Annotated in this window: 22 protein-coding genes, 1 tRNA gene and 1 rRNA gene; 10 read left to right on the forward strand and 14 right to left on the reverse strand. The window is 47.7% G+C overall.

Annotated features, from left to right (window positions below; genetic code table 11):
- Window positions 1-161: 161 nt before the first annotated feature.
- Complete coding sequence (locus RIG61_07870) at window positions 162-2,105, reverse strand: sigma 54-interacting transcriptional regulator (protein ID MEQ9619076.1); 1,944 nt, start codon at window positions 2,103-2,105, stop codon at window positions 162-164.
- A gap of 121 nt (window positions 2,106-2,226) precedes the next feature.
- Window positions 2,227-2,310 (reverse strand) — tRNA-Leu (locus tag RIG61_07875).
- Window positions 2,311-2,512: 202 nt separating this feature from the next.
- Here RIG61_07875 and aroF point away from each other — a divergent pair.
- A complete protein-coding gene (aroF, locus tag RIG61_07880) occupies window positions 2,513-3,532 on the forward strand; it encodes a 3-deoxy-7-phosphoheptulonate synthase (protein MEQ9619077.1) in 1,020 nt (339 codons plus the stop codon).
- A gap of 15 nt (window positions 3,533-3,547) precedes the next feature.
- On the opposite strand, the gene purN is transcribed toward aroF, so the two are convergent.
- Window positions 3,548-4,150 carry a phosphoribosylglycinamide formyltransferase gene (gene purN / locus RIG61_07885; protein ID MEQ9619078.1) on the reverse strand — a complete coding sequence of 201 codons (603 nt, stop codon included), beginning with the start codon at window positions 4,148-4,150 and terminating at the stop codon, window positions 3,548-3,550.
- 168 nt (window positions 4,151-4,318) lie between these two features.
- Window positions 4,319-4,435: ribosomal RNA gene (gene rrf, locus RIG61_07890) — 5S ribosomal RNA — on the reverse strand.
- An 86-nt stretch (window positions 4,436-4,521) separates the two neighbouring features.
- Between rrf and RIG61_07895 the strand changes: the two genes are divergently transcribed.
- Both RIG61_07895 and RIG61_07900 read left to right on the forward strand, forming a co-directional pair.
- Window positions 4,522-5,043, forward strand: coding sequence for a phage integrase N-terminal SAM-like domain-containing protein (locus tag RIG61_07895; protein MEQ9619079.1), 522 nt, complete (start codon window positions 4,522-4,524; stop codon window positions 5,041-5,043).
- A gap of 144 nt (window positions 5,044-5,187) precedes the next feature.
- Window positions 5,188-5,379 (forward strand): hypothetical protein, encoded by a 192-nt coding sequence (locus RIG61_07900; GenBank protein ID MEQ9619080.1) that lies wholly within the window; start codon window positions 5,188-5,190, stop codon window positions 5,377-5,379.
- Window positions 5,380-5,436: 57 nt separating this feature from the next.
- Here the strand turns inward: RIG61_07900 and rpoD are convergent, their stop codons facing one another.
- From rpoD to RIG61_07930, 6 genes are all read right to left on the reverse strand, one after another.
- Window positions 5,437-7,029 carry an RNA polymerase sigma factor RpoD gene (rpoD, locus tag RIG61_07905; GenBank protein ID MEQ9619081.1) on the reverse strand — a complete coding sequence of 531 codons (1,593 nt, stop codon included), beginning with the start codon at window positions 7,027-7,029 and terminating at the stop codon, window positions 5,437-5,439.
- Window positions 7,016-8,791 (reverse strand): DNA primase, encoded by a 1,776-nt coding sequence (gene dnaG / locus RIG61_07910; protein ID MEQ9619082.1) that lies wholly within the window; start codon window positions 8,789-8,791, stop codon window positions 7,016-7,018. Before dnaG ends, rpoD begins: the two co-directional genes overlap by 14 nt.
- 135 nt (window positions 8,792-8,926) lie before the next feature.
- Window positions 8,927-9,118: a 30S ribosomal protein S21 gene (gene rpsU / locus RIG61_07915; GenBank protein MEQ9619083.1), complete on the reverse strand. Its 192-nt coding sequence runs from the start codon at window positions 9,116-9,118 to the stop codon at window positions 8,927-8,929.
- A gap of 95 nt (window positions 9,119-9,213) precedes the next feature.
- Complete coding sequence (locus RIG61_07920) at window positions 9,214-9,390, reverse strand: hypothetical protein (GenBank protein MEQ9619084.1); 177 nt, start codon at window positions 9,388-9,390, stop codon at window positions 9,214-9,216.
- A gap of 32 nt (window positions 9,391-9,422) precedes the next feature.
- The gene (locus RIG61_07925; GenBank protein ID MEQ9619085.1) at window positions 9,423-10,736 is read right to left on the reverse strand and encodes a divergent polysaccharide deacetylase family protein; all 1,314 of its coding nucleotides are present in this window, start codon (window positions 10,734-10,736) and stop codon (window positions 9,423-9,425) included.
- Window positions 10,737-10,750: 14 nt separating this feature from the next.
- Window positions 10,751-11,899: a S41 family peptidase gene (locus RIG61_07930; GenBank protein MEQ9619086.1), complete on the reverse strand. Its 1,149-nt coding sequence runs from the start codon at window positions 11,897-11,899 to the stop codon at window positions 10,751-10,753.
- Between the two features lie 214 nt (window positions 11,900-12,113).
- Here RIG61_07930 and RIG61_07935 point away from each other — a divergent pair, with 214 nt between their 5' ends.
- The 6 genes from RIG61_07935 to RIG61_07960 all read left to right on the forward strand — a co-directional run bounded on the left by RIG61_07935 (window position 12,114) and on the right by RIG61_07960 (window position 17,493).
- Window positions 12,114-12,338 (forward strand): hypothetical protein, encoded by a 225-nt coding sequence (locus RIG61_07935; protein ID MEQ9619087.1) that lies wholly within the window; start codon window positions 12,114-12,116, stop codon window positions 12,336-12,338.
- A gap of 73 nt (window positions 12,339-12,411) precedes the next feature.
- Complete coding sequence (locus RIG61_07940; GenBank protein MEQ9619088.1) at window positions 12,412-13,164, forward strand: isoprenyl transferase; 753 nt, start codon at window positions 12,412-12,414, stop codon at window positions 13,162-13,164.
- Complete coding sequence (locus RIG61_07945; GenBank protein ID MEQ9619089.1) at window positions 13,161-14,312, forward strand: 1-deoxy-D-xylulose-5-phosphate reductoisomerase; 1,152 nt, start codon at window positions 13,161-13,163, stop codon at window positions 14,310-14,312. Before RIG61_07940 ends, RIG61_07945 begins: the two co-directional genes overlap by 4 nt.
- Before the next feature lie 13 nt (window positions 14,313-14,325).
- Window positions 14,326-15,924 carry an RIP metalloprotease RseP gene (rseP, locus tag RIG61_07950; protein ID MEQ9619090.1) on the forward strand — a complete coding sequence of 533 codons (1,599 nt, stop codon included), beginning with the start codon at window positions 14,326-14,328 and terminating at the stop codon, window positions 15,922-15,924.
- Window positions 15,925-16,014: 90 nt separating this feature from the next.
- Window positions 16,015-16,923: a DUF58 domain-containing protein gene (locus tag RIG61_07955; protein MEQ9619091.1), complete on the forward strand. Its 909-nt coding sequence runs from the start codon at window positions 16,015-16,017 to the stop codon at window positions 16,921-16,923.
- A gap of 135 nt (window positions 16,924-17,058) precedes the next feature.
- Window positions 17,059-17,493, forward strand: coding sequence for a nuclear transport factor 2 family protein (locus RIG61_07960; GenBank protein MEQ9619092.1), 435 nt, complete (start codon window positions 17,059-17,061; stop codon window positions 17,491-17,493).
- Between the two features lie 201 nt (window positions 17,494-17,694).
- Here RIG61_07960 and RIG61_07965 read toward each other — a convergent pair whose 3' ends face one another.
- Together RIG61_07965 and RIG61_07970 are read right to left on the reverse strand one after the other, a co-directional pair.
- Complete coding sequence (locus RIG61_07965) at window positions 17,695-18,402, reverse strand: phosphoadenylyl-sulfate reductase (protein MEQ9619093.1); 708 nt, start codon at window positions 18,400-18,402, stop codon at window positions 17,695-17,697.
- Between the two features lie 122 nt (window positions 18,403-18,524).
- Window positions 18,525-19,538, reverse strand: coding sequence for an anion permease (locus RIG61_07970; protein MEQ9619094.1), 1,014 nt, complete (start codon window positions 19,536-19,538; stop codon window positions 18,525-18,527).
- Window positions 19,539-19,724: 186 nt separating this feature from the next.
- On the opposite strand from RIG61_07970, the gene RIG61_07975 reads away from it, so the two are divergent.
- The gene (locus RIG61_07975; protein MEQ9619095.1) at window positions 19,725-21,131 is read left to right on the forward strand and encodes a sigma-54 dependent transcriptional regulator; all 1,407 of its coding nucleotides are present in this window, start codon (window positions 19,725-19,727) and stop codon (window positions 21,129-21,131) included.
- A 17-nt stretch (window positions 21,132-21,148) separates the two neighbouring features.
- Here RIG61_07975 and pyrE read toward each other — a convergent pair whose 3' ends face one another.
- The gene (gene pyrE, locus RIG61_07980) at window positions 21,149-21,694 is read right to left on the reverse strand and encodes an orotate phosphoribosyltransferase (protein ID MEQ9619096.1); all 546 of its coding nucleotides are present in this window, start codon (window positions 21,692-21,694) and stop codon (window positions 21,149-21,151) included.
- Between the two features lie 123 nt (window positions 21,695-21,817).
- Entirely contained in the window at window positions 21,818-24,283 is a 2,466-nt protein-coding gene (locus RIG61_07985) for a glycogen/starch/alpha-glucan phosphorylase (GenBank protein MEQ9619097.1), read from the reverse strand.

Genomic DNA, 24,283 nt, shown 5'->3' on the forward strand with positions numbered 1-24,283 from the left:
GCGCAAGGGGCGTGCCATCTCCCTTGAATTTATAAAATATCAATAGCAACAGTGTGTTATATACAAAGAAGTAAAGACTGAATGGTAGCGGTATCCCGCTAGTAGCGACTTGTCGCTAGTCTGTCCGGTGAAATCTCGATAGTAAGGTGGAATTTATCTTATCAGGAGGGAGGTTTTATTCCGAAAGATTTAATTTTTGAATTGAGGGTTGATGTCGGAAGGCCCAGAAGCGAAGCCGCGCCGTTTTTACCTGCCACTTTCCATCCTGTCCGCTGGAGAGCCCTTAGAATGTTATTTTTCTCAAGCTCTTTTAATTCTCTGTCTGACAGAACTGTATCTTTCGCCTCCATTGACTGTGATGTTTTGCCCGAATCCGCATCGTTTGCGCTACCGGGAAGCGGCCCTTCCAGATTCAAGTGCCCGTCGGTCGAAGTAATTACGGCGCGCTCGATAACGTTTTGAAGCTCCCTGATATTCCCGGGCCAGTTGTAAGATTTGAGACGGGAGACATCTTCATCCCTTAGCGGGCTTAATGCAATACCGTTCCTCTTTGAGAATTTATCAATGAAGGAGCGCGCAAGTTTTTCTATATCATCGGCGCGTTCTCTGAGCGGAGGAAGCTCCAGCTGAAAGACATTAAGCCTGTAGTAAAGGTCTTCCCGGAACCTGCCCTCTTTTATCTCTCTTAAAAGATCACGGTTTGTAGCCGCAATTACCCTGACATCGACTTTAACTGTCTTCGAGCTTCCCACAGGCTCGAACTCCCCTTCCTGAAGCACCCTGAGGAGTTTGGATTGAAGGTCAACAGGAAGCTCCCCTATCTCGTCCAGGAATATTGTCCCGCGGTCGGCTACGGAGAAACGTCCTTCGCGTTTTCTTGTCGCTCCCGTGAAAGCGCCCTGCTCGTGGCCGAAGAACTCGCTCTCTATTAGGTTGGATGGAATTGCCGGGCAGTTCACCTTTATGAAAGGTTTATCAGAGCGGCGGCTTGAGGAGTGTATGGACCTGGCGATAAGCTCTTTTCCCGTCCCTGTCTCACCCTGTATCAAGACCGTGGCTTCGGTACCCGCCACTTTCCTCACGTCCCCCAAAACCCTGAGCAAAGATTTACTGTCCCCTATTATGCCGTCCGACTCGGTCAGCGATTTAAGTTCTTCCTTCAAATATTCCGATTCTATTGTAAGAGACCGTATTTTTTGTTCAGCCTGAAGCCTCTCATTCACGTTTCTCAATATGAGCGTGTAAAAGCGTTCTTTCCCCATCTGAAAACTCGACAGTGTGGCTTCGGCGGGGAATTCAGCGCCCTTTTCGCTTACTGCCCTCAATCCCTCGGGTATCCAGATAAATTTCTCCCCCTCCGGTTTTGCGTCCAGAAACTCTGAAAGCTGAAGGAGCTTTCCGCTGCTCTCTTTAGTGAGCAGGCGATTAAAGAGCCTTCCCGTCACTTTTTCGCTTGCCGAGCCGAATAATTTGGATGCCGCGGGGTTCAGACGAGTTACTTTAAAATCCTTATCGAGCTCGATTATTGCATCCATTGCGCTGTCGAAAAGTCTTCTCAGCTTCTCTTCCCTTTCGAGAGTATCCCTCTCGGCACGCAAGCGTCTCATCTCGGCGCTCGCCCTGTTTGCGAAAATGCGGAATATGTTTACCACTTCCTGGTCTTCGGGAATCGGCTCCCGATCGATTACCGAAAGGTGTCCGAGAACCCTTCCATCCGTGTCCTCAAAGGGGATGCCGAGGTAGCTTACGGCGTTTGTCTGACGAAAGTCCTTCAGCTCCGGATTTCCTTTAAACTTACTGAACAGCTCGTCACGCACATGGACGAGTCTCTTTTCCTCTACAACCAATTCACAGGGCGTGCCGATAAGCGGATACTCAAAGTCCTTTATCCAGTGGTCGCCGAGATAAAAGGCCATGGAACGGAGACGCTTCGTCTCTTCCAGATACTCTGTCACCCATGCGCCGTAGGTATGGAGCACTTTAGAAAGGTTCTCGACAAGGGAAGCGAAGAATGCCTCTCCTATCGCTGTCGATGTGCCTTCCAGAATCGACCGTATAGCCTCGTTTTCCTCTACACCCTTAAAAGGGACTCTTCCTTTTTGCATTTTTAAATCTCAGCCCCGACTATTAAGTGCAGTGTGAAACCGCCCACGTGTCTATATTACAATAAAACAGGAGAAAATTACAAAGAGAGTGCCGGTGACTACAAGAAAGAAAATAAGGGACTGGGCAGGGGGGGAGTCGAACCCCCACGGGCGTGAGCCCAACGACTTTTGAGGCCGTCGCGTCTGCCGATTTCGCCACCTGCCCTCTGGAGTAGGAACATTATTATTCTATGCAATACAGAAAGAATCAATAGTATAAGGACAAATACCGCTTAGACATAATACATTCGGTGGAATATTAACGGTTTTCCGGTACTTTCAGGGCTGTTGACAACATTAGCCCTTCATGTAACATAAGCTTTTTATTCAACGTTATCGGGCTTTGAAAAGCCGAGGAGAATTTAGAAATGATAGTTGTAATGAAAAGCGGCGCTTCGAAGGATCAGATTGAAAAGGCCGTCGCCACACTCGACGAGCTTGGCTACCAGGCTCATCTTATCGAGGGAATGCTGAGAACCGTTATCGGAGCCGTAGGGGACGAAAGGGGTAAACCCCAGGATATAGAAACACTGAGCGTGCTCGAAGGCGTCGAGAAGGTTGTCCCGATTCTTCAACCCTACAAACTGGCAAGCCGCGAATACAAACCTGAAAACACTCATATTAACATCGGCAATACGGTAGTCGGCAACAATAAATTAACTGTAATCGCGGGACCCTGCTCTGTTGAAAACGAAGACCAGATTATGCAGGTAGCGCGGGCCGTGAAGGAAGCGGGGGCAAGCATGCTTAGGGGCGGAGCGTATAAACCCAGGACTTCACCGTATACTTTTCAGGGATTAGGAGTCGAAGGACTCAAGCTTCTCGCAAAAGCAAAGGAAGAGACCGGACTGCCAATAGTTACGGAGATACTCGACCCTCATGATCTCGACGACGTAATCGAGTATGCGGATGTATTGCAGGTCGGAGCCAGAAACTCTCAAAACTACTCATTACTAAAGCAGATCGGTAAATCGCGTAAGCCCGTTCTTCTGAAAAGAGGCATGTCCACTACCATAAAAGAGTTCTTGATGAGCGCAGAGTACATACTATCCGAAGGGAATGAAGATGTAATGCTCTGCGAGAGGGGAATCAGGACGTTCGAGACCGCAACCAGAAATACATTTGACCTGAACGCGATTCCTGTGCTCAAGGAAAAAACCCATCTTCCCATAATAGCCGACCCCAGCCACGGCACGGGGTACTGGCAGTATGTCACCCCTATGGCTCTGGCCGCGATAGCCGCAGGAGCTGACGGGCTTATTATAGAGGTTCATAATAATCCTGAAATCGCTATAAGCGACGGGGGGCAATCACTCAAGCCCAAGAAGTTCTCAATTTTGATGGAAAAGGCGGCCCCTGTCGCCCGCGCTGTAGGAAAGGAAATATAAAAAGCCCTCTGAATCCTAAGTCTTTTTGAGTACCCTTCGGCCTTCGATACTAATCATCCCTCCGGCGACAAGCCTTATTGCTTCGGGATAGATCCTGTGCTCCTCCTCATGAATCCTTTCAAGAAGAGCGTCTTCCGTATCGTCTTCGTGTACCGGCACCACTGACTGGAGTATTATGGGCCCGGTATCGACTCCTTCGTCTACGAAATGAACCGTTACGCCTGTGTACTTCACACCATACTCGAGCGCCTGCCCGGCAGCGTTTATTCCGGGAAACGAGGGGAGAAGCGCGGGGTGCAGATTTATAATCCTGTTCTTATAAGCCCTCACGAAAACGGGGGAAAATATTCTCATAAAACCCGCAAGCGCTATCAGCTCGATTCCGTAGGGTTCGATCGCGCTTAAAACGTCCCTGTCGTACTCCTCCCTGTTCTTATAACCCCTGTGGTCGATCACCTCACACTGAATTCCATGCTTTTTAGCCCGCTCCAGGGCATAGGCGCCGGGGTTGTTACTGAAAACAAGCGCAATTTCTACACAAGGAATATCGGCATCGATTATCGCCTGAAGATTTGTGCCGCTTCCGGAAACAAAAACGGCGAGTCTGGTCTTTTTCACCTGCAGGGCCTCATTGATAAAAGAATTAAAACGAGAAAGATACTACACAACAGCCTGGGACAAAACAAACAATCATTAAATTTTGAGGAGGCCGGTTCGGTATAATGAATCGAGTATGTTATGGAAAGTCTCGAGCAGGGAATCAAAAACGGCAAAAAAAAAAAAGAACCAAGGCAGCTACCTACTTTCCCACTCCCGTACAGGAGCAGTATCATCGGCCTTGAAGAGCTTAACTTCCGGGTTCGGAATGGGACCGGGTGTTCCCTCTTCAGCATTGCCACCCAGATTCTGCGATATAAATTACATCAGATATCAAATATGTCAATACTCGAATTTGAATAAAAACAATAAAAATGCTTTAATTTTTATGAATGGATAAACTTGTTGACAGCTTCATAGAATCGCTCAGGAGAAGAGAGACAACAAAGGAAACATACAGAAAGGCGCTGCGCGAGTTTTCAAAGTGGCTTGGCAATGTTTCCCCTGCGGGTCTCAACTCAAACGACATACAGCGCTACAAGGACTACCTAATCTCTAAAGATTTATCCCCGACGTCGATGTCCGCATATTTAACCGCGGTGAGGAGATTCTATGAATATTTAGTCTCGACGGGAAAAATAAACGAGAATCCGGCCAGAAGCGTCAAGGGAAGCTCGCGTCCCCAAAGGCATCTCACCGATTCGATTTCGCGCGAAGACATCGCAAAACTATTCAGCGTGATCGACCTTAATTCGCCTCTGGGGGTAAGGGACGGGGCTATATTAAATCTGATGGCGAGGTCCGGATTGAGCGAAATTGAAATAGTGAGGGCGAACCTCCAGGATCTTAAATCAAGAGACGGCACCAAAGTGATATACGTACAGGGCAAGAACAAGGATAAAAAAGATGAATAAGTAAGTCTCAGTCCGGGTGTAGAGCAGTCGGTTGAGAGTTATCTGGAGCAAAGAGGAGACTCGGGCGGGGAGGAACCGCTCTTCTGGGGGATCGGAAACAGGTCGATCAAGGAGAGAATTACGACCCGCGGGATCAGGGCGCGCGTGAATCATTACTTCGAGCTTTCGGGAATCAAAAAGGAGGGGATAAAACCGGTAAGCCTGAGGCACACAGCGGCAATGCTTGCGATCGAAGAAGGCGCTACCGTTTCGGAAATAAAACAGATGCTAAGGCTGAAGACTACCGAATCCGCTCTTGTCTATTTTGAAGAAGCAAAAGAGCTGATGAGAAAGTAAAAGATTCCTTGTAAACTATCAGGCAAAAAGAGCGCCGCCGGCTGTAAAAATCTGACGTCAAGCCTTTTCAAGATAGCTTTTTATCGGATAGACCCTGCCCGCGCGCTTTAATTTCTTTATAGCCTTTACCTCTATCTGCCTTATCCTCTCACGCGTAACGTTAAACTCATGGCCCACCTCTTCAAGCGTGTGCTCTTTTTCATCGTCTATCCCGAACCTGAGCCTCACAATGCTTTCTTCTCTCGTGTTGAGCACGGAAGAAAGGGCGTTGCTTATTATCTCCTTAAGCTCGCTCATTTCGAGCACCTTGACCGGAGAAGTGGTGTTTGAGTCCTCTATAAGATCAACGAGCTTACTGTCCTCTTCGTCCCCTATAGGAGTCTCAAGCGAAATGGGGTCTTTTGAAATTTTAAGCACGCGCGCGACCTTATCAGCGTGTATACCGACCTTTTCAGCTATCTCTTCAGGCAGCGGCTCTCTTCCAAGCTCCTGCACAAGGAGCCTCGAAGTCCTGACAATCCTGTTAATAGTCTCAGTCATATGGACCGGGATCCTAATTATTCTGGACTGATCAGCAAGGGCTCTGGTTATCGCCTGCCTTATCCACCACGTGGCATAGGTTGAAAATTTGTATCCTCTGTTATGTTCGAACTTTTCAACCGCTCTCATGAGTCCCATATTCCCTTCCTGTATCAAATCGAGAAACGGAAGGCCGCGGTTTATGTACCGCCTGGCGATACTGACTACAAGACGCAAATTTGACTCTATCAGCTTCCGCCTCGCACTTTGGGTCATATGCTCCCCCAGATCGATTCTTCTAAGAGACTTCTTGAGCATTAGGGTATTCGCTTCCGCTTCGGCAAGTAAATCCTGCATATTGTCCTGTAATTCCTTTTTTGCCCTCGAAGCCGGGGAGAGCTTCTTTTTACGGGGTCCTGCATACTGGTTCTTTACCCCTTCCAGCTTGTCTATGTGACTGCGGGCTACCGAGACAATTCTTTCCATCTGAAATCCGTTCAGGTTTATTTCTTCCATATAAGCCAGCATTTTGTTGTTATTTCTCTTTATTCTCTGGAGGAGGACTTTTTTCTTCTTTTCGCTAACGCTTTCCAGTTCCTTTCTGAATTGCTCGTTCTCTTCAAAGAGCCTGGTTATAGAGTTTATGGAGTTTCTTATGCCAAGATCCACCTCTTCCTCGACGGAATTATCGGCATCGTCGAGTGAACTCGTGATATCCCTTATATCCAAACTCCCTTTTTCGAGCTCTTCCGCAAGACTTATTATTTCCTTCAACAAAAGAGACGAACTCAATATCGCTCTTGCGACGATTCTCCTGCCGGTCTCAATTTCTTTGGCAATACGTATTTCCTGCTCCCTGGTCAGAAGGGAATGGTCGGCTATTTCATGGAGATAAAACCTTATTAAGTCATATTCGTTAGCGTTTTCCCTGGCGTTCTTTAAGTTAAAAACGTATTTATTCCCCTTCTCACTTATTTCCTCATCTTCGTCCGCGTTTTCATTCTCACTGTCCTTAAGGTAAACATTATCGCCCTTTAGCTTTTCGTCCTCTGAAGGTTCGACCGCCGAATCGGATAGCCTGTCCTCCGTGACGCTATCGATTTGAAAGTCGTTCTTTTTATTCTTTCCCATTAGGCTCTCCCTTCTTCCGGTTTTTTTGTTTCATTAAGTCCGAGTATTCCTTCAGAAGCTCTTTCTCAAGTAAAGAGTCTTTATTTTTCACCGCTTCATCCATCTTAAGACGTAGACCTTTTAACCCCTCTTCGAGCTTTAGCAGTTTTAATTTGCCTATGCATGAATCGATCATTTTGCCCGCCGTTTTCTCATCGGATATTCCCGAAGATGAAAACAGCGCTTCCGAAATAAGACTCTGCGCAGGATTGCCCTGAAAATTTTGTAAAAGTGACGACGGGTCGTGCACGCCTTTTTCGACAATTTCATCCAGTACGGACTTTACTTCAACGTTGGAAATCAAACCGTGCCAATCATATCCGGCGATTATCGAAGACAGTTGAGGAAACTTCAAGAGGATGGTAAGCAGCAATCTTTCATGGTTATTCGCTGCGCTGACGGCCCTGGCGTCCCCTATCCCGCCGGGCGCTTTTTTCCGCTTAATAAGCGAAGAAACCTCGTTTTCCCTGAGCCCGAGCCTTTCGGCTGTTTTTTTAATATAGCTGCTTTTGAGGAGAGGATCATTCACCATCATAAGTATAGCTGCAATTTCTCCTACACCGCTTTTTAAAGACATATTGCCGTTTCTGCATTCTCTTATTGTATTTTCTATGTAGAAATCAAGAAGACTCGGCGAGTTTTCCACCAGGCGAATAAATTCGTCCCCGCCATCCTCGGATAGGAAGGAATCAGGGTCTTTTCCCCCGGGCAATAAAACCACATTAGGCAACAGACCTTCTTCAAGAAAAATATCAAGCGACCTTACCGCGGCCTTAGTGCCGGATTCGTCCCCGTCGAACACAACAACAAATCTATCGGTATAACGCCTCAAAATCACCACATGATCGCGCGTGAGCGCAGTTCCCAGCGTGGCAACCGCATTTTTTATTCCTGCCGAGTAAAGAGACAAAAAGTCCGTATAACCCTCGACTATTATTGCCCTATTGTTTTTCCTTATGTGGTCTCTCGACTTATCCAGTCCGTAGAAATTCCTTCTTTTGTGATAGATTTCGGATTCGGGAGAATTTATGTACTTCGGCTGGTCGCCTTCGCCTTCCACAGTACGGCCGCCAAAACCTATAACCCTGCCTTCGACATTACCGATAGGGAACATTATTCTGTCTCGGAACCTGTCATAATAACCCTCGCCGTTATTCTTCTTTACGACAAGACCTGTCTTTTCGGCAAGCGTTAGCGGAATGTTGTGCTTTTGCAAATATTTTACAAGATGGTCCCAGCCCTCGGGTGCATAGCCGAGATTAAATTCTTCTATAGTTTCCGACGGGATTTTTCTGGATTTCAAATAATCCCTCGCAGCCCCGGCTTTCCCGCTTTTCAGTAAAACCCTTTTATAGAATCCGGAAACCACGGAATTAATTTTTAATAAGGCGCCGGCCTGGGATTTACGCTTGGGACCGACAGTGGGCTTTTCAACTTTTATATTCGCACGCTTTGCGAGCTCTGATACCGCTTCGGGAAATGTGATGGAGTTATATCTCATGTAAAATGCCAAAATATCTCCGCCGGCTCCGCAGCTGAAACAATGGAAAAAACCTTTTTCTTCATCCACATGCATAGAAGGATTGTGGTCGTCGTGGAAAGGACAAAGCCCTACGTAACCCTTTCCCACCTTTTTAATAGATGTGTAATTTTCTATGAGGTCTAAAATGCTCAACCTCCTTTTTATCTCTTTAACAACACCGTCATTGTTAAAATTTACCATCTATAAGTAATGCGGTTTCTTTCGTGATGTTCGGATTCTCAAAGGAAAGGGCCCCGGCCCTGATCTCGTGGAATATTGCATACAAAGTAGTGTCCCCCCTACCGGTATTGATCTGTATGTATATTTATTAAGATGCTAGTTTCTTCTCGAGCGTTTTACAATGCGCTTTTTCGCGGCGAAAAGCTTTTTCTTTTTCTTCTCGCTCGGCTTTTCATAGAACTCCCGTCTTCTGACCTCGGACAGAACACCTCCTTTTTCAACCTGCTTTTTAAATCTTTTAAGCGCACTGTCTATGCTCTCATTGTTTCCGACCACAATTCCTGGCATTAATAAATCCCTCCTGATATTCGAAACTCTAACTAAAACAAGCTAAAGGATTAGCGCTAAATTGTCAAGTGCGCTAGACGCAGAATCTGATCCGTTCAGTCGTCCTGATCCTTTTTGGGAAAGACCCCGACTTTTCTCCGGTTTTCCATGATCCTTTTCTCTTCCTTTTCCGGGTCCGTGTTACTGTCTGTCTCATATTCTTCCTGACGGTGTTCCTCGAATCTCTTTATCCAGGAATCCCGTCTCTTTCTTACATCGTCAACAAGTCCCATTGTTATTATCCCTCCGGGGAGAATATATTGTTCTATCTTTCACTGACCTCTCTCCTGTCGTCTAAAATATTGGAAACTGTCGTTAATTCAACCTTGTTTTTAATTTGGGGAAGCATCTCGGAAAGCGCTTTTATCGTATCCGGATACGGGTGACAAATTCCGATCGCGTAACCCTTTTTTTCGGAAATCTTTACCAGTTTCTCAATCTGGGATTTAACGTAACCGGACCCCTTGGATGAATCATCCAGGAACAGGTCTCTTTTTGTGGTTTTCATCCCCATTTTTGCCGCTGTTTCGTAACCCACGCTGTCGCTCGAAGTCATACTGTCCACAAAAAACAGCCCCTTGCCCTTTATTTCCTTCAGAACCAGCTTCATGAGTTCTTCACTTTGCATGAACTTTGACCCCATATGGTTATTGACTCCTCTGACATAAGGCACGGATGACAGATTCTCATTGAGCTTTGCCAGAATATCCTTCTTTGAGACACCAACAAGCAGAACGCTCTCCCCGGCGTCTGCTGCGACGTAACCGGAAGACTCCTTTGGCTCCATGGGCAAATGAAGAATCACTTCCCAACCCTCGTTCCTGGCCATTTCCGCCGCATAATCCGAATAAGAGAGATTGGGCAGAACGGCAAACGTGACGGGTCCCGGCAATTCGAGAAGCGCGTCGATCTGCTTTTTGTTTACACCGATATCATCAACTATAATTACGACCTTGGGCCTGATTGACGTACTGTATGGCAGCACTTTCGAGCTATCCGGGGTCTCCCCGACGTCCGCACTTTTCGGCTCGGGAATCGCCCCGTCTTTTACAATCTTTTCCGGTGCAGGTTTCTGCGCGGGAAACGCAAATGTGATTCGGTGGGTGTCGTAATCATTAATTTTTATTTCGGCAGTCAGCGAATTTCCGGCACTGCCGAACTTCTGCTGCAAAGCAGGCGTCTTCGATAGATATTTACTGAAAACTGATTTTAATTCCTCTTCGGAAGGCCCCTGCGGAACCCCTACTCTAATTTCTTTATATTCCCAGCTGACCCCTTCCTTCTCTTTTTTATAAACCTTTTTGGATTTGACGTCTTTGAGGGAAATCCCCAAATCGAAAAAAGCTCCGGCTATGTTGTCGTCGGCATCGCCTATAAGTCCGCTGATTTGTGAAGCGGAAGGCCCTCCGGGATCGGAGGACGTATTATTTTTTAGATAATAAAACCCGTATAAGCTGAGCGAGATCAGGACGATAAATCCGAATGTGAGCGCGAATATTCTTCCGGTTCGGCTACCCTTGCTTCTTCTCCTTTTGTACGGTCTTGTTGTCTTATTCTTCTTTTTGGGCGTTTTAGGCAATATAGGGGAGCTCCCTATCCCTTGGGAATCGCTGTATTTACACCGGAGGTTTTTAAAATATTGACCGCGCGCTCAAGCTGCTTGTCGTGGTCGTTGTCATTCTGGACGGTGATATCGGGCGTAACTCCCACTTCATTTATCGATCTACCGCTCGGCGCGTAAAACTTAGCCGTCGTGAGTTTAAGTCCCGAGCCGTCTTCGAGCTTGATTATCGTCTGAACGGACCCTTTCCCGAATGTTTTGGTGCCGAGGATTACCGCCCTTTTGCTGTCCTGAAGGGCTTCAGCGACAACTTCGGATGCGCTCGCGCTGCCTTCGTTTACGATGACGACAATCGGAAACCGCTGGAAACTGCCGTTTTTAGTCGCAAAGTATTCTCTTGACTGATTCTCATCCCTTCCTTTAACGCTAACTATAAGGCCCTTGTCTATGAATTCATCAACTACGTCAATTGCTTCTGCAAGCAGTCCTCCGGGATTGTTCCTGAGGTCAAGTATTATACCGTTTAAATCCCCGCCGTTCCGAGCTTGAAGCTCATCGATCGCAGACTTCAATTCCTGTGATGTATTCTCCTGAAACTGAGTAAGCTTTATATAGCCGATGTTGTTCTCGAGAAGCTCGGGCTTTACACTCTTAACCGTAATTTTGTCCCTTACAAGGGTGACAACCCTCGGCTCGGGTTCCCCTTCCCTTCTTATGGTAACGTTGACCGGGGTTCCCTTTGGCCCTCTGAGCAGCTTTACCGCCTCCTGAACGACCATACCCTCTGTAGGCTTGCCTTCGATTTCTATTATCTGATCCCTGGGCTTTATACCCGCCCTTTCGGCAGGGGTTCCCTCTATGGGGGCGATTACGGTAAGCACGCCATTCTCGACCGATACCTCCATTCCCACTCCGCCGAACTCACCGGAAGTGCCTATTTCAAGCTCTCTGTAACGCTCCGGACTCAGATAAGCGGAATAAGGGTCGAGTGTCTTCAGCATACCGTCGATGGCGCTGTTTGTAAGCTCCTCGGAACCGACTTCCTCGACGTAGTTTCTCTGGATCAGGTCCAGAACCCTTGTGAAGTTTGAAAGTCCTTTATACGTTGCGTCATCCGCAAAAGCCCCGGTATAGCCAAAGACGAGCAAGAGCAGAACAATTATGATTCTGTTTATTTTCACTCTATTTATTCCTCTTATATTTAGAGATTAACCAAACATATAATAAGTGGCAACTTGCGGTTAGGGAATCGCCGACTGTTTTGAGTTTCGGTATAATTAGCCCGCCGCCTGGTTGTTGTGGTTGAGACGATTAACCGGCCCAAACAAATATTGCCGTTTTTCAATAATTTGAACTGAGGATAGGAATTGTATAAATTAGTTGCGGGGATCAAAAATGTTTGAAATGGTATTCACGGTTTTGAGCAGGTTTATCCAAAGTTACAGCTCGGTTGTTCTCCAGCTCTCAAAGGACTGGTTTATCCTGTATAAAATTGTATTTATTCCCGTTTCATTTTTTATCTACTGTCTAACTTTTCTGGTTATATCCACGGTGCTGCTGATAGTAGTTTTTATCGCGTTCCCTCTATCCTACCTTTCAAAATTAATGTTTAAACAGTGAGTTTTCGACCCGAATTCCCGCATAAGTATTTCCACTTTTTTAATGAACCTGAAGTGTTATAATTACATACCTTATGAAGGGGAAGCTCGAATCATCCATCGATGAAGATAAACTCCCGTCACATATCGCCGTAATAATGGACGGCAACGGGAGGTGGGCGGAAAAAAAGAATCTCGACCGCATAAGCGGGCACAGAGAGGGCATGAAATCGGTGCGCTCGGTAGTAAAAGCGGCCAGGGATCTGGGTATCGGACATATTACACTCTATGCGTTTTCAGCCCAGAACTGGAAAAGGCCCCGCGCGGAAGTAAACGCTCTTATGGAGCTTCTGAAACATTACCTTCTAAACGAGTGCGGAAAGCTTGTTGAAAACGGGATAAGACTAAAAGCCATCGGAAGGCTATGGGAGCTTCCACGCGACGTGCACGAAGTGCTCACGGATACGATTGAAAAAACGCGGGCATGCCGGGATTTGACATTAACTCTCGCACTGAGCTACGGCGGGAGGGAAGAGATTGTGGACGCGGTCAAACAGATTGCATCGAGCGACAAAGTCAACCCTGAAAATATAAATCAGTCTAATTTCTCCCAATTTCTCTCTACTGTGGACTTACCCGAGCCTGATCTTCTTATCCGTACGAGCGGCGAAATGAGGCTCTCCAACTTTATGCTTTGGCAGATCGCCTATACGGAAATCTATGTCACAAAAACGCTCTGGCCCAACTTCAGGAAAAGGCATTTTATAAAAGCGATACTTAACTACCAGGCAAGAGAGAGGAGATTCGGTCTCACGGGAGACCAGGTAAAAAAAAGGGAAGTGATTTGAAAAACATCTCCGTGCTCGGCTCCACAGGCTCCATAGGAAGACAAACCCTCGAAGTAATTTCCCGGCATCCCGAGAAATTTAACGTACTGGCGCTTTCAGCCGGAGAAAATATAGATACGCTCGGCGAACAGATTCTGAAATTCAAGCCCGAGGCGGTTTCAGTCAAAGAGAAAAAACTTGCCGACACTTTATATCGCAATCTGAGCAATCAAAAGGTGGAAATACTTTACGGTGAGAAGGGAGCCTGCGATATAGCGGCGTGGGAGGGGACGGAGCAGGTAGTCTCAGCCATGGTCGGGGCCTCAGGGCTTATGCCTACTTTATCGGCCATAAAAGCCGGGAAAGACGTAGCGCTCGCGAATAAAGAGACTCTGGTTGTCGCGGGGGAAATCATAACAAACGCGGCTCAGGAAAAAGGGGTGAGGTTAATTCCTGTCGACAGCGAGCACAGCGCCATCTTTCAGGCGCTCGAGTGCGGCGGAACCAAATATGTAAAAAGGCTTATAATTACCGCGTCGGGCGGGCCTTTCCTCGATACCCCCATAGAAAAATTAAAAAATGTTACGGTTGAAGTGGCCCTCAATCACCCCACATGGAAAATGGGGGACAAAATCACTATAGATTCGGCTACACTAATGAACAAGGGATTTGAGATCATAGAGGCCAAATGGCTCTTCGGATTTAACCCCGGGCAGATAACAGTATGGATACATCCGCAAAGTATAATACACTCTATGGTAGAATATATAGACGGTTCCATTATCTCGCAGATGAGCGAGCCGGACATGAAAATACCAATCGCGTATGCACTTTCATATCCGGAGAGAATCTCGATTAACGGGGATAAAGTAAGGCCGGAGAGCTTCGGGGAGCTTACCTTCCGTGAAGTCGATTACGAGAAATTCCCTTCGATCCGAATGGCATTCAGAGCGCTCGACGAAGGGGGTACGCTGCCTGCGGTAATGAACGGGGCTAACGAAGTGGCGGTTCGCGCCTTTCTATCCCAGGAAATCGGTTTCACCGATATAGTAAAAAATGTGCAAAAGGTAATGGACCTTCATAAGAACCAGGCGGCTGACTCACTCGACAGCGTGCTCGAAAGCGACGCCTGGGCAAGAGAAACGACCTTATCATTAATCAGAAACTAGGAGAATTGAATAGATGACGGCAATAATTGCTTTTATTTTTGTTATAGGAATTCTGGTATTCATACACGAGCTCGGACACTTTCTCCTCGCTAAATGGAGCGGAGTAAGAGTGGAGAAGTTCTCTCTCGGCTTCGGCAAGAAGCTGTTCGGCTTCAAGCGCGGGGAAACGGAGTACCTCGTATGCGCGCTGCCTCTCGGCGGATACGTAAAAATGTACGGTGAAGGATCGGAGGGCAATTTTATTGTGGATAGGGTGATGCCCGGCTCGGAAGCTGAAAAAGCGGGATTCAGATCAGGAGACAGAATTGTTAAAATTGACGGAGAAGAGCTCACGTCCTACCCGAAGTGGAAACAGCTGGAAGCCAGCCTTGAAAAGCAGCCGGAGAAAGAATATACCTTCGAGATTGAAAGAGAGGACAAGAAAATCGAACTTAATTCCAGGGCTGCGAATCTCGAGGGCACTGAAACGTATTCCGAGAAGGAATACCCCAGGGGGTTCTCGAATCAACCCATACTTAACAGGCTGTTGATAGTGGTTGCGGGTCCTTTTATGAATTTCCTGCTCCCGTTCGTATTTCTGCCTATTGTTTTCATGATCGGTATTACGGTCCCGGCATATCTCGAAAAAGCCCCCGTTATCGGCTATGTCAGGCCGGACTCCGCGGCTGCCGAGGCCGGATTTGAAAAGGGTGATAAAATCCTTGAGATCGAGGGCAAAGAGGTTTCGAACTGGAAAGACGTGAACATACAGTTACAGACAAATCCCGACGCTACGCTGAACATCAAGGTAGAACAGAACGGTCAGACAAAGACAATTCCGGTAAAGGCGGAAGCCTCGCCCGAAGGAATAGTGGCCATAGGGTTCGGTGAGCCAATCAAGGCTAAAGTGGGATCGGTGCTCGGCGGGACCCCCGCAGACAAGGCAGACCTTCAGAGGGGCGATGAAATACTGGAGATAGACGGCGTAAGCGTAACGGATTGGGACCAAATGGCATCGACAATAAAAGAGAATTCCGGCAAAGAGATAACTCTCCTAATCGAGAGACAGGGAAATGAGCTTACAAAAAATATAACCCCCGAGGAATCAGCCGAAACGGGAAAGGGAGCCATCGGAATATCCCCCTATCAGGAGGAGATCGTAAAAAAATACGGGTTCTTCGAGGCGATAATAAATGGAATAACGGAAGCCGCGAAAATGATAGTGGAAGTCGTGGTACTGCTGTTCGGTTTCCTCTATAAACTCATCACAGGAAAAATCGCGCTGGGTACGGCGGGCAAGAGCCTTGCGGGCCCCATACTGATAGCCAAGGTATCGGGGGCGGCAGCGGAAAGCGGCATTGCGCAGCTTCTTCAGTTCACATGTTTTATCAGCATCAATCTGGCGGTTATCAATCTGTTTCCCATTCCGATGCTCGATGGCGGGCATGTGGTCTATCTCACAATTGAGGGTATCAAGAGAAAGCCCCTAAGCCCGAGGAGTCTCGAAATAAGTCAGCGGATAGGACTCACGATTCTCATCTTTATAATGTTTCTCGCAATCTACAACGACATATCCAGGGTCAAGGGGGATATCATAAACTCCCTCGGCCGGTTACTGGATATGTTCAAATAACGGAAGAAATACTCCGGTTAGAGCTATATAATTAATGCATGCGGCGGGCGGAGATATAAAGAAGATGCCTCCGTCTTTCCGTCCCTCATTATGAGTCTTCTTAAACTGGGTAAAGACAATTGGGCGAGAACCAGTCCGACGAGGGAAGGAGTGACCTTCATCGGCCTGAGCCTGTTCGTGGGTTTTGCGGCCATTAATACGGGTAACAATCTGCTCTACCTGACCTTCGGGACAATGATGAGCTTCGTCGTGGCTTCAGGAATAATCTCGATGGCAAACCTGTCGCGGATTGAGGTCAATCTGCTGCCCCCCCGAGACGCGTTCGCCTTAACGCCTGCCCCGCTAAAATTCTCGCTCAGTAACCGAAAATTCCTTATACCCTCCTATTCCCTGACAGTAGAGATAGAGGGGAAGAAGGGATATATACCCTATCTGCCGACCGGCACTGTAAAGACAGCGACTGTGAGATATCTTTTCAGAGAGAGGGGATGGAACAGGATTCCGGAAGCAAGACTTTCGACCAGATTCCCGTTCGGCTTTTTCAAAAAATGGATAAAAGTAGACATCGGAGACGACGAAATACTTGTATTCCCAAAGATTGACGATGCAGTCGCGGGGGCGGAAACGCGTGAGGACAGATCAGGCGAAAGGGAGCCGGAGAAAACAGGATTCGGGGACGACCTGAGGTCAATCAAAGAATACAGCGAAGGGGATAATCCGAGGCTCATTCACTGGAAAACGACCGCCAAAACCGGGAGGCTGATGGTGAGGGAGATGCAGGGCGACGACGAGATGACAGGGGCGGTAATTGAGTTTACCCCGGACAGTGACAAGAATAGACTGGAGCATCAGATTAGCGGGATTGCGGCCCTTCTTGTGGACCTTCTCGGAAAGGGGGTCCGGGTTGAATTCATCGCGCCCGACAGGAAATTTTCTCCGTCTCAAATCGGCGGTTCGCCCAGGCCCGTCCTCACCTATCTCGCGCTTTTTGACAGATAAGAAAAGTGTTTCTCCGGGAACGCCTCGAATACAGTAAAGTCTCAACACGCAGCCTGCGATTTAAACCCTGAAAAAACAGAATCGAAGAGCAAAAGAAATCTTTTCAATTTTCAGGTATAAAATAGCTGGAATAAAATGACTGAAAGCTCCGACAAAGAAAAAGTACTCGAAGTTAACAAAAGGTTTTACGAGGCTCTGGGATCGAGAGACCTTCAGCTGATGAGCACAGTATTCGTCCATGACGAAAGGGCCGGATGCACTCATCCGGGCTGGATAATGCTTCAGGGCTGGGAAGCGATCAGACAGAGCTGGGAGAATGTATTTGATCCTGAAGACAAGCTCGGCATCAAACTCCACAATGTAACTGTAGACATATACGGCGACGCCGCGTGTGTCACATGTATTCAGGAACTGACCTATATAAGAAGGGACCCAGTTATGATGAACGTTTCCGTATCGACCAATATATTTGAAAAAACCGAAGACGGCTGGAGGATGGTGATTCACCACGCCTCGCCGATACCCTTTAAGATACAGGAAGAAGAGATAGAGGAAGAGAATATTCAGTAAGCCGTTGTAAAAATATCTTCTTTTCAAACCGCCGGGCATAAATCACGGACCAGGCTGCGAATGACAAGTTATTTCCTGCCTATCATAGAGAAATACACCATGCCTAAGCACGCCATAAGAATGAAAACTCATCCATGTTTATAGACGATAGATGCTTGAGATGCTGATAATGGGCTTTATTAGTTGCGGACGGCAAACGCATCATGAATTTTCTTCATGGTTAAAGTGAAGACCGCACTCCTTGTCCGAGTCGTTTTCCCACCACCAGCGCCCTGCCCTCGGGTCTTCTCCGGGTTTTACGGCTCGCGTACACGGCTCGCAGCCGATGCTCGGATAACCCATGTCGTGGAGCTTGTTATAGGGAACTTTATATTCACGTATATAGTCCCAGATCTGCTCGCTCGTCCAGTCGACCAGGGGATTTACCTTTAGTATCCCTCCGTGAAGCTCGTCAAGCTCGAATCTCATCGCCCCCGCCCTGTTCTCAGTCTGGTCCCGCCTGATGGACGTAATCCAGCCGTCGAGACCCGCGAGATAGCGTTTAAGCGGCCTTACCTTCCTTATATCACAGCAGAGGAGCCTGTTGTCTCTCCCCTTATAGAACAAATTGACCCCGCGCTCACGCACCATTTCCTCGACCTCGTTTTTATCGGGGAAAACCACCTCTATTTTCGTTCCGTACTTATTCCTTATAGCGTCCATAACATCGTAGGTTTCTTGATTAAGCCTTCCGGTATCGAGAGTAAATACCCTGGCTTCTCTGTTAATCTTCATCAGCATGTCGATAGCCACGACTCCCTGGGCCTGGAAGCTCGACGCAAGAGCCAAGCCGGGGTGCAAATTATCGACAGCCCACTCAAGCACGTCCTGTGCGCTTTTGTCCGCGAACTCAAGGTTGAGTTTTCTCACCTCTTCAGGGTCGAATCTCCTTTTCCCGACCCCGCGTTCCTCAGGCCCCCTGGTTACTGAAGATGAAGTAGTTATTGCTAATTACCTCCCGTATAAGTCAATCGGCATTGCGGCACGTTATTTTAGTAACCGAAACTCTTTGTAATAATAGCCGCCACGTCGTATCTGAAATAAAGCGAAGACATCGCATACCCCATTCCCACTGCAACAAACGGTATTACAAACCAGAAGAAAGCTATACGAACCACGTGCCTGTTCCGCGCTGTCACCGTGAAACCCTGCTGCGCGATAGAAAAACCTATTATACCTGATGTCACTATCTCGGCTAAAGAGACAGGCACTCCGAAGAAAGAAGCTACCAGAATCAATACGGCGGCTATGAATTCAACCGATATTGCCCTCAATATACAGATTTCGGTTATTTCCTTGCCTACGCTCTCCAGTACCCTGCCCCCGAGCAGCAGCGCGCCGGCCCCCATCGCAACGCCCGCCATAACTGCACCGATACCCGGAGACATGAGACCAAGCCCGACCAGAGGTCCCACAGCATTCGCCGAATTGTTAGCCCCGGCGGAAAAGGCTATAAAAATACCGGATACGGTAATTAAAACAGACAATATCGTATTAATCCGCCCTTCGGAGAAATGATCGGTTAAAAAACTCAGTGTCCTGATGTATAAAAATCTCGCTATCATGTAATTTAATACGAGAGCCACAAGCGGGGTCAACACCCACCAAATGACAATCTCGAAGAACTTCTCAGCGTTCAAGGACCTTGAATAAAGACCTACGCCTACTATAGCGCATACAATCGCGTGAGTCGTTGCCACCGGAACGCGGGCAATATTCGCCCAGGACACGAAAAAAGTCGCAATTATGAAAATTATTAATACGAGACCTATATGGGAAGAAAGTATCTCGCCCGGCACGAGTCCATTGCCAAGCGTCTTTACAACCGGAGCGCCTGCCAGCACAGCCCCCAGCAACGCAAATATAGCTATGATTACGGTCGCTTCCCTCTTGGTCCTTACCCCCGCCCCATAGGCGGTGGCCATCGACGCGGCTGAATTGTTTGCGCCGATGTTCAGAGCGAGAAAAGCCGATAGTACAATAGATAACGGAAGAATTAAATCCAAAAATTATCTCCTGAAAAATATGGATATAACGGTTTTGATTATAAAAGTAGTGGCTATGATGCAATTAAAATGCCAGGATACTATTTACAGGGTTTTAAGCACTTTAATCGGGTTTTTTGGCTACCTGTTGATTATTATATAATCAACCCGTATATTTTTGTTACAGCATTCGGAGATAATATACGTATGAAAGGAAAAGTTGCAATACTTACAAAAGATTCCGACTTAATCGAGGAGGTCGGCAATGTACTCGGCAGAAAAGAGATTCTAGTCTGCGCCGAGCCGGACGAAGTAGTCGAAGTAAAAGATATAGACGTGTTACTGCTTGACATAGACAGCTCCGGTATAAGCAATCTCGGCAAGTTAAGAGATAAATGTTTCGTGATAGTTATCACCTCCGAAAAAGGGACGAGGTATTTGATAGAATCAATGACTTTCGGCGCGTTCGACTGCGTCTTCAGGCCGCTTGAGAGCTCGAACCTCGCCGAATCGGTAAACCGGGCTCTCGGAATAAAGTCCGAAATCAGCGGGCACCTTATAAATTTCCCCGGAGAATCCGTGGGAAGCAGCGTCACCTGCGCAATCGTCGGAGACTCGCCTATGCTTCAGGAGGTATGCAAGCTCATCGGACAGGTGGGACGTGTCGATGTCCCCGTCCTGATCACAGGCGAGAGCGGCACCGGCAAGGAGCTTGTAGCTGAATCTGTATGGAAGGTCAGCACCAGATGGGAGAGACCTTTCGTGGTGCTCAACTGCGCGGCAATCCCGGAGAATCTTCTCGAAGCCGAGCTGTTTGGGTACGAAAAGGGCGCGTTTACGGGCGCCGTTTCGTCTCGGACGGGGAAATTCGAGGAAGCGGACGGGGGTATTATCTTCCTCGACGAAATCGGGGATATGTCGCTGCCGCTTCAGGCAAAGGTCCTCAGGGTGCTGCAAAGCGGCACATTTCACAGGTTAGGCTCTAACAAGGAGATATCCGTCGATGTCCGAATAATCACCGCTACGAACATGGACCTCGACAGGATGGTTCAGGAGGGGAAATTCAGGGAGGACCTTTTTTTCCGTATCAACGTCGTGAGGATTCATCTCCCGGCGCTTAAGGAGAGAAAAGAGGACGTTCCGCTCCTGTCCGAGTGCTTTACGCGCAGGCACAGCAGTCAGATCGGGAAAGGGATAAGAGGGGTCACGAGCAAGTTTCAAAACAGGCTCATAGAGTACGATTGGCCCGGAAATGTAAGAGAGCTTGAAAACGTTATTAGAAAAGCGATTGCGTTCACAAAAACCCCTTATTTAACCTCCTACGATCTGGAATTGGGAAACAAGCGGCGCTCGAGTGGGGAAGAGGAAAACACATCCCTCGAGCAAGCGCTCAGAAGCTCCGTTAGAGATCTTCTTAACTCGAGCGAAGATGAGAATATATACGGCAGAATAGTCAGAGAGGCTGAAATTATTCTGTTGCAGGAGGCCCTCGATGCAAGCGGCTGGAATCGCTCGCAGGCGGCTAGAACGCTGGGTATCAACAGGCTGACATTGAGAAGGAAGCTCGAAGAATACGGCCTCGGCATAAAAGATCCGAATAATCAGGCGAAATAGGTTGATCTACTCAGAGCCTATAGAAGCTCCGATATTTTGAAAATGGAGTAAAAATCGATTCCCATATCCGAAAACTTTCTGTCCGCTCCTTCCTCTCTGTCAACTATTACCATAACCTTTGAAACCTCTGCCCCCATTTCCCTCACGGCGTCTATGGCCTTAAGCACGGACCCCCCTGTAGTAACCACGTCCTCGACTATAGCCGCTTTGTCTCCGGATTTCAGATTCCCCTCTATGAGCTTGCCCGTTCCGTGACTCTTCTCCCGCTTGCGAACGAGAAACCCTCTCAGGGGATAATCATTAAGGTGGCTGGCACAGAGTAAAGACCCGACAATCGGGTCCGCCCCCATAGTGGGGCCTCCAACCGCGTTTATCCCGGAATACTTTTTAATCTCTCCGAGCAAAATTTCCCCGATCAGATATACGCCTTCGGGATGGAGCGTTGTAAGCCTCGCATCTATGTAGTAATCGCTCTCTTTTCCCGACGCGAGCGTGAATTTTCCCCGAAGAATCGAGTTCTGTCTCAGGATTGTATTTAATCTTTCCCTAGCGTCCCCTGTCATTGCGAGAGAATCTAACCTCACCCGCGTGCGGTTGTCAATCCGAAAACGCAAGAGAAGAGGGGATTGCAGGAAGCGGCCTGTCATTGATATAAAAGACAGGAAGTGAGCGGCGACAGTTTTAGATCAGGTACGAAAACCCTTTACGTTCCAGATGTCAGCGGCATATTCCGAGATAGTCCTGTCACTCGAGAACTTGCCTATACGGGCGACGTTTAATATGGCCTTTCTGGCCCACTCATCAGTATTTTTATACTCGCTGCCGACCGTTTCCTGAGTCCTGACGTAGGACTCGAAATCCGCTATATGGAAATACGTATCGCCGTTTAAAATTAAGGCCTCGTAAATCCACTTGAACAACCCCGGCTCATCCTTGCAAAAAACATCCGATTCGAAAGAATCTATTACACGCCTTACAATAGTACTCGTGTCATATATTTCCTTTGGATTATAGCTGTGGGATTTTTTCATCTCCATTATTTCTTCCGCCCGGAGTCCGAAAATGAATATGTTCTCTTCCCCGACTTCCTCTCTTATTTCAATATTCGCTCCATCCATCGTGCCGATCGTGAGGGCGCCGTTAAGCGCGAGCTTCATGTTGCCGGTACCGGAGGCCTCTTTCCCCGCCGTCGAGATCTGTTCGCTCAGATCGGCTGCGGGAATTATTCTTTCCGCAAGCGTGACTTTATAATCCGGTATAAAGACCACCTTGAGCTGATCGCCGACCCTCGGGTCGTGATTTACGACATTGGCGATATTATTTATGAGCTTGATAATCTGCTTCGCGGCCCAGTATCCGGGAGCGGCTTTCCCGGCGAATATGTACGTTCTCGGTACCTCCAGCTCTACTCGGTCTTCGACTATACTCAGGTATTGATGAATAATATGCATTATATTGAGCAATTGACGTTTGTACTCGTGAATACGCTTTATCTGGACATCGAACAGGCTTTCGGGGTCCACCACGATGCGATTCGTCTTGTGAATCAGCTCCGCAAGCTCTTCCTTGTTTTCCCTTTTGACCTTTATGAACTCATGCTGAAAATGCTTGTCTTCCGAGTAAGGCTCGAGTAATTTGAGCTTGTAGAGATCAGTAACCCATTCCCCGCCGACTGTACCGTTTATTAATTCCGTGAGTCCCTTGTTGCAGTCAAGCAGCCACCTTCTCTGTGTAATGCCGTTGGTTTTATTGTTGAATTTCCCGGGCCAGAGCTCGTAAAAGTCCGGGACCAGGGTCTTCTTTATAAGCTCTGAATGAAGCTCGGCTACGCCGTTTACGGAATGACTTCCCACTATCGACAGATGAGCCATGCGGATATGTTTTGGATGCCCCTCCTCCACGAGCGACATTCTTCTAACGCGGTCGGAGTCCCCGGTCCATTTCGACTTGATCTTTTTAAGGAACCTGTCGTTTATGTCGTATATTATCTCCAGGTGTCGGGGTATGACGCGTTCGAGCAATGATACAGGCCATTTCTCCATCGCTTCCGGAAGTAGTGTATGGTTAGTAAAACCGAAAGTGGATTCGGTGATTTTCCAGGCCCGGTTCCAGGCAAATCCGTTTTCATCCACGAGTATCCTCATAAGCTCTGCTATTGCCAGCGCGGGGTGAGTATCATTTAGCTGTATGGCCACTTTGGAAGCGAAATTCCCCAGACCGCCGTGCTTTCGCACAAAGCGTCTTACAATATCCCTCAGCGCGCACGATACAAGAAAATACTCCTGAATGACCCTCAACTCCTTGCCCTGCTCGACAGTATCCGAAGGATAAAGCACCTTGGATATTGTTTCCGAGGTCATCTTCTTCTCCACCGCCTTCATGTAATCTCCGCTGTTAAATATCCTCATATCGAACTCATTCGATGACCTGGCCGAATAAAGCCTTAAAAAATTCACAGTCCTTGTGCCGTAACCTACAATCGGCATATCGTACGGAACTCCGTAAAGGAATTTCCAATCCCTCCAGAACGGTCTGTAATTCCCGTCCACGTCCTTCTCGATCTTAACCTGGCCGTAAATAGGAACGACGCAAATATCATCAGTCCTCTCAATGAGCCAGGGCGATTCTTCCCCGAGCCAATGGTCGGGCTGCTCAACCTGATAGCCGTTTACGATATTTTGTTTGAATATTCCGAAATCATAATTTATGCCGTAGCCGAATCCCGGAATGCCGAGCGTCGCTATTGAATCCAGAAAGCACGCCGCAAGCCTGCCGAGGCCTCCGTTCCCGAGCGCCGGGTCCGATTCCGCCTCGACTATTTCCGTAAAATCGACGCCTATCGATTGAAGCGCCCTCAGGCAGAGATCGTAGATCCCCAGGTTAAGGAGATTATTTGTAAGAGACCGTCCGATAAGATATTCCAGGGAAAGATAAAAAACCTTCTTCGGGTCCTTTTTATCGTAAAATTCCTCTGTCTCGAACATTCTGTCTATTATCAGCTCTCGTATGGCAAGAGAGATGGAGTAAAAAAAGTCGTGACCTGAGGCCTCGGAAACCTTTTTGCCCATCGAGTATCTGAGGTGATAGAGAATCCTGCCTGCGAAGGCCTGAGGATCGTCCGATTTTTTTAACGAAGAATTTAGATCAACCAC

The organism is Deltaproteobacteria bacterium (genome assembly GCA_040223695.1).
Taxonomy (GTDB): domain Bacteria; phylum Desulfobacterota_D; class UBA1144; order Nemesobacterales; family UBA2774; genus JAVKFU01.

What these genes read in the sequence shown, in the direction of transcription:
- rpoD (MEQ9619081.1), bottom strand. Translation starts at nt 7,029, where the DNA reads ATGGGAAAGAATAAAAAGAACGACTTTCAAATCGATAGCGTCACGGAG.
- RIG61_07935 (MEQ9619087.1), top strand. Translation starts at nt 12,114, where the DNA reads ATGTTTGAAATGGTATTCACGGTTTTGAGCAGGTTTATCCAAAGTTAC.
- RIG61_07940 (MEQ9619088.1), top strand. Translation starts at nt 12,412, where the DNA reads ATGAAGGGGAAGCTCGAATCATCCATCGATGAAGATAAACTCCCGTCA.
- RIG61_07920 (MEQ9619084.1), bottom strand. Translation starts at nt 9,390, where the DNA reads ATGGGACTTGTTGACGATGTAAGAAAGAGACGGGATTCCTGGATAAAG.
- rseP (MEQ9619090.1), top strand. Translation starts at nt 14,326, where the DNA reads ATGACGGCAATAATTGCTTTTATTTTTGTTATAGGAATTCTGGTATTC.
- RIG61_07955 (MEQ9619091.1), top strand. Translation starts at nt 16,015, where the DNA reads ATGAGTCTTCTTAAACTGGGTAAAGACAATTGGGCGAGAACCAGTCCG.
- RIG61_07960 (MEQ9619092.1), top strand. Translation starts at nt 17,059, where the DNA reads ATGACTGAAAGCTCCGACAAAGAAAAAGTACTCGAAGTTAACAAAAGG.
- RIG61_07870 (MEQ9619076.1), bottom strand. Translation starts at nt 2,105, where the DNA reads ATGCAAAAAGGAAGAGTCCCTTTTAAGGGTGTAGAGGAAAACGAGGCT.
- dnaG (MEQ9619082.1), bottom strand. Translation starts at nt 8,791, where the DNA reads ATGGTAAATTTTAACAATGACGGTGTTGTTAAAGAGATAAAAAGGAGG.
- pyrE (MEQ9619096.1), bottom strand. Translation starts at nt 21,694, where the DNA reads ATGACAGGGGACGCTAGGGAAAGATTAAATACAATCCTGAGACAGAAC.
- rpsU (MEQ9619083.1), bottom strand. Translation starts at nt 9,118, where the DNA reads ATGCCAGGAATTGTGGTCGGAAACAATGAGAGCATAGACAGTGCGCTT.
- aroF (MEQ9619077.1), top strand. Translation starts at nt 2,513, where the DNA reads ATGATAGTTGTAATGAAAAGCGGCGCTTCGAAGGATCAGATTGAAAAG.
- RIG61_07975 (MEQ9619095.1), top strand. Translation starts at nt 19,725, where the DNA reads ATGAAAGGAAAAGTTGCAATACTTACAAAAGATTCCGACTTAATCGAG.
- RIG61_07895 (MEQ9619079.1), top strand. Translation starts at nt 4,522, where the DNA reads ATGGATAAACTTGTTGACAGCTTCATAGAATCGCTCAGGAGAAGAGAG.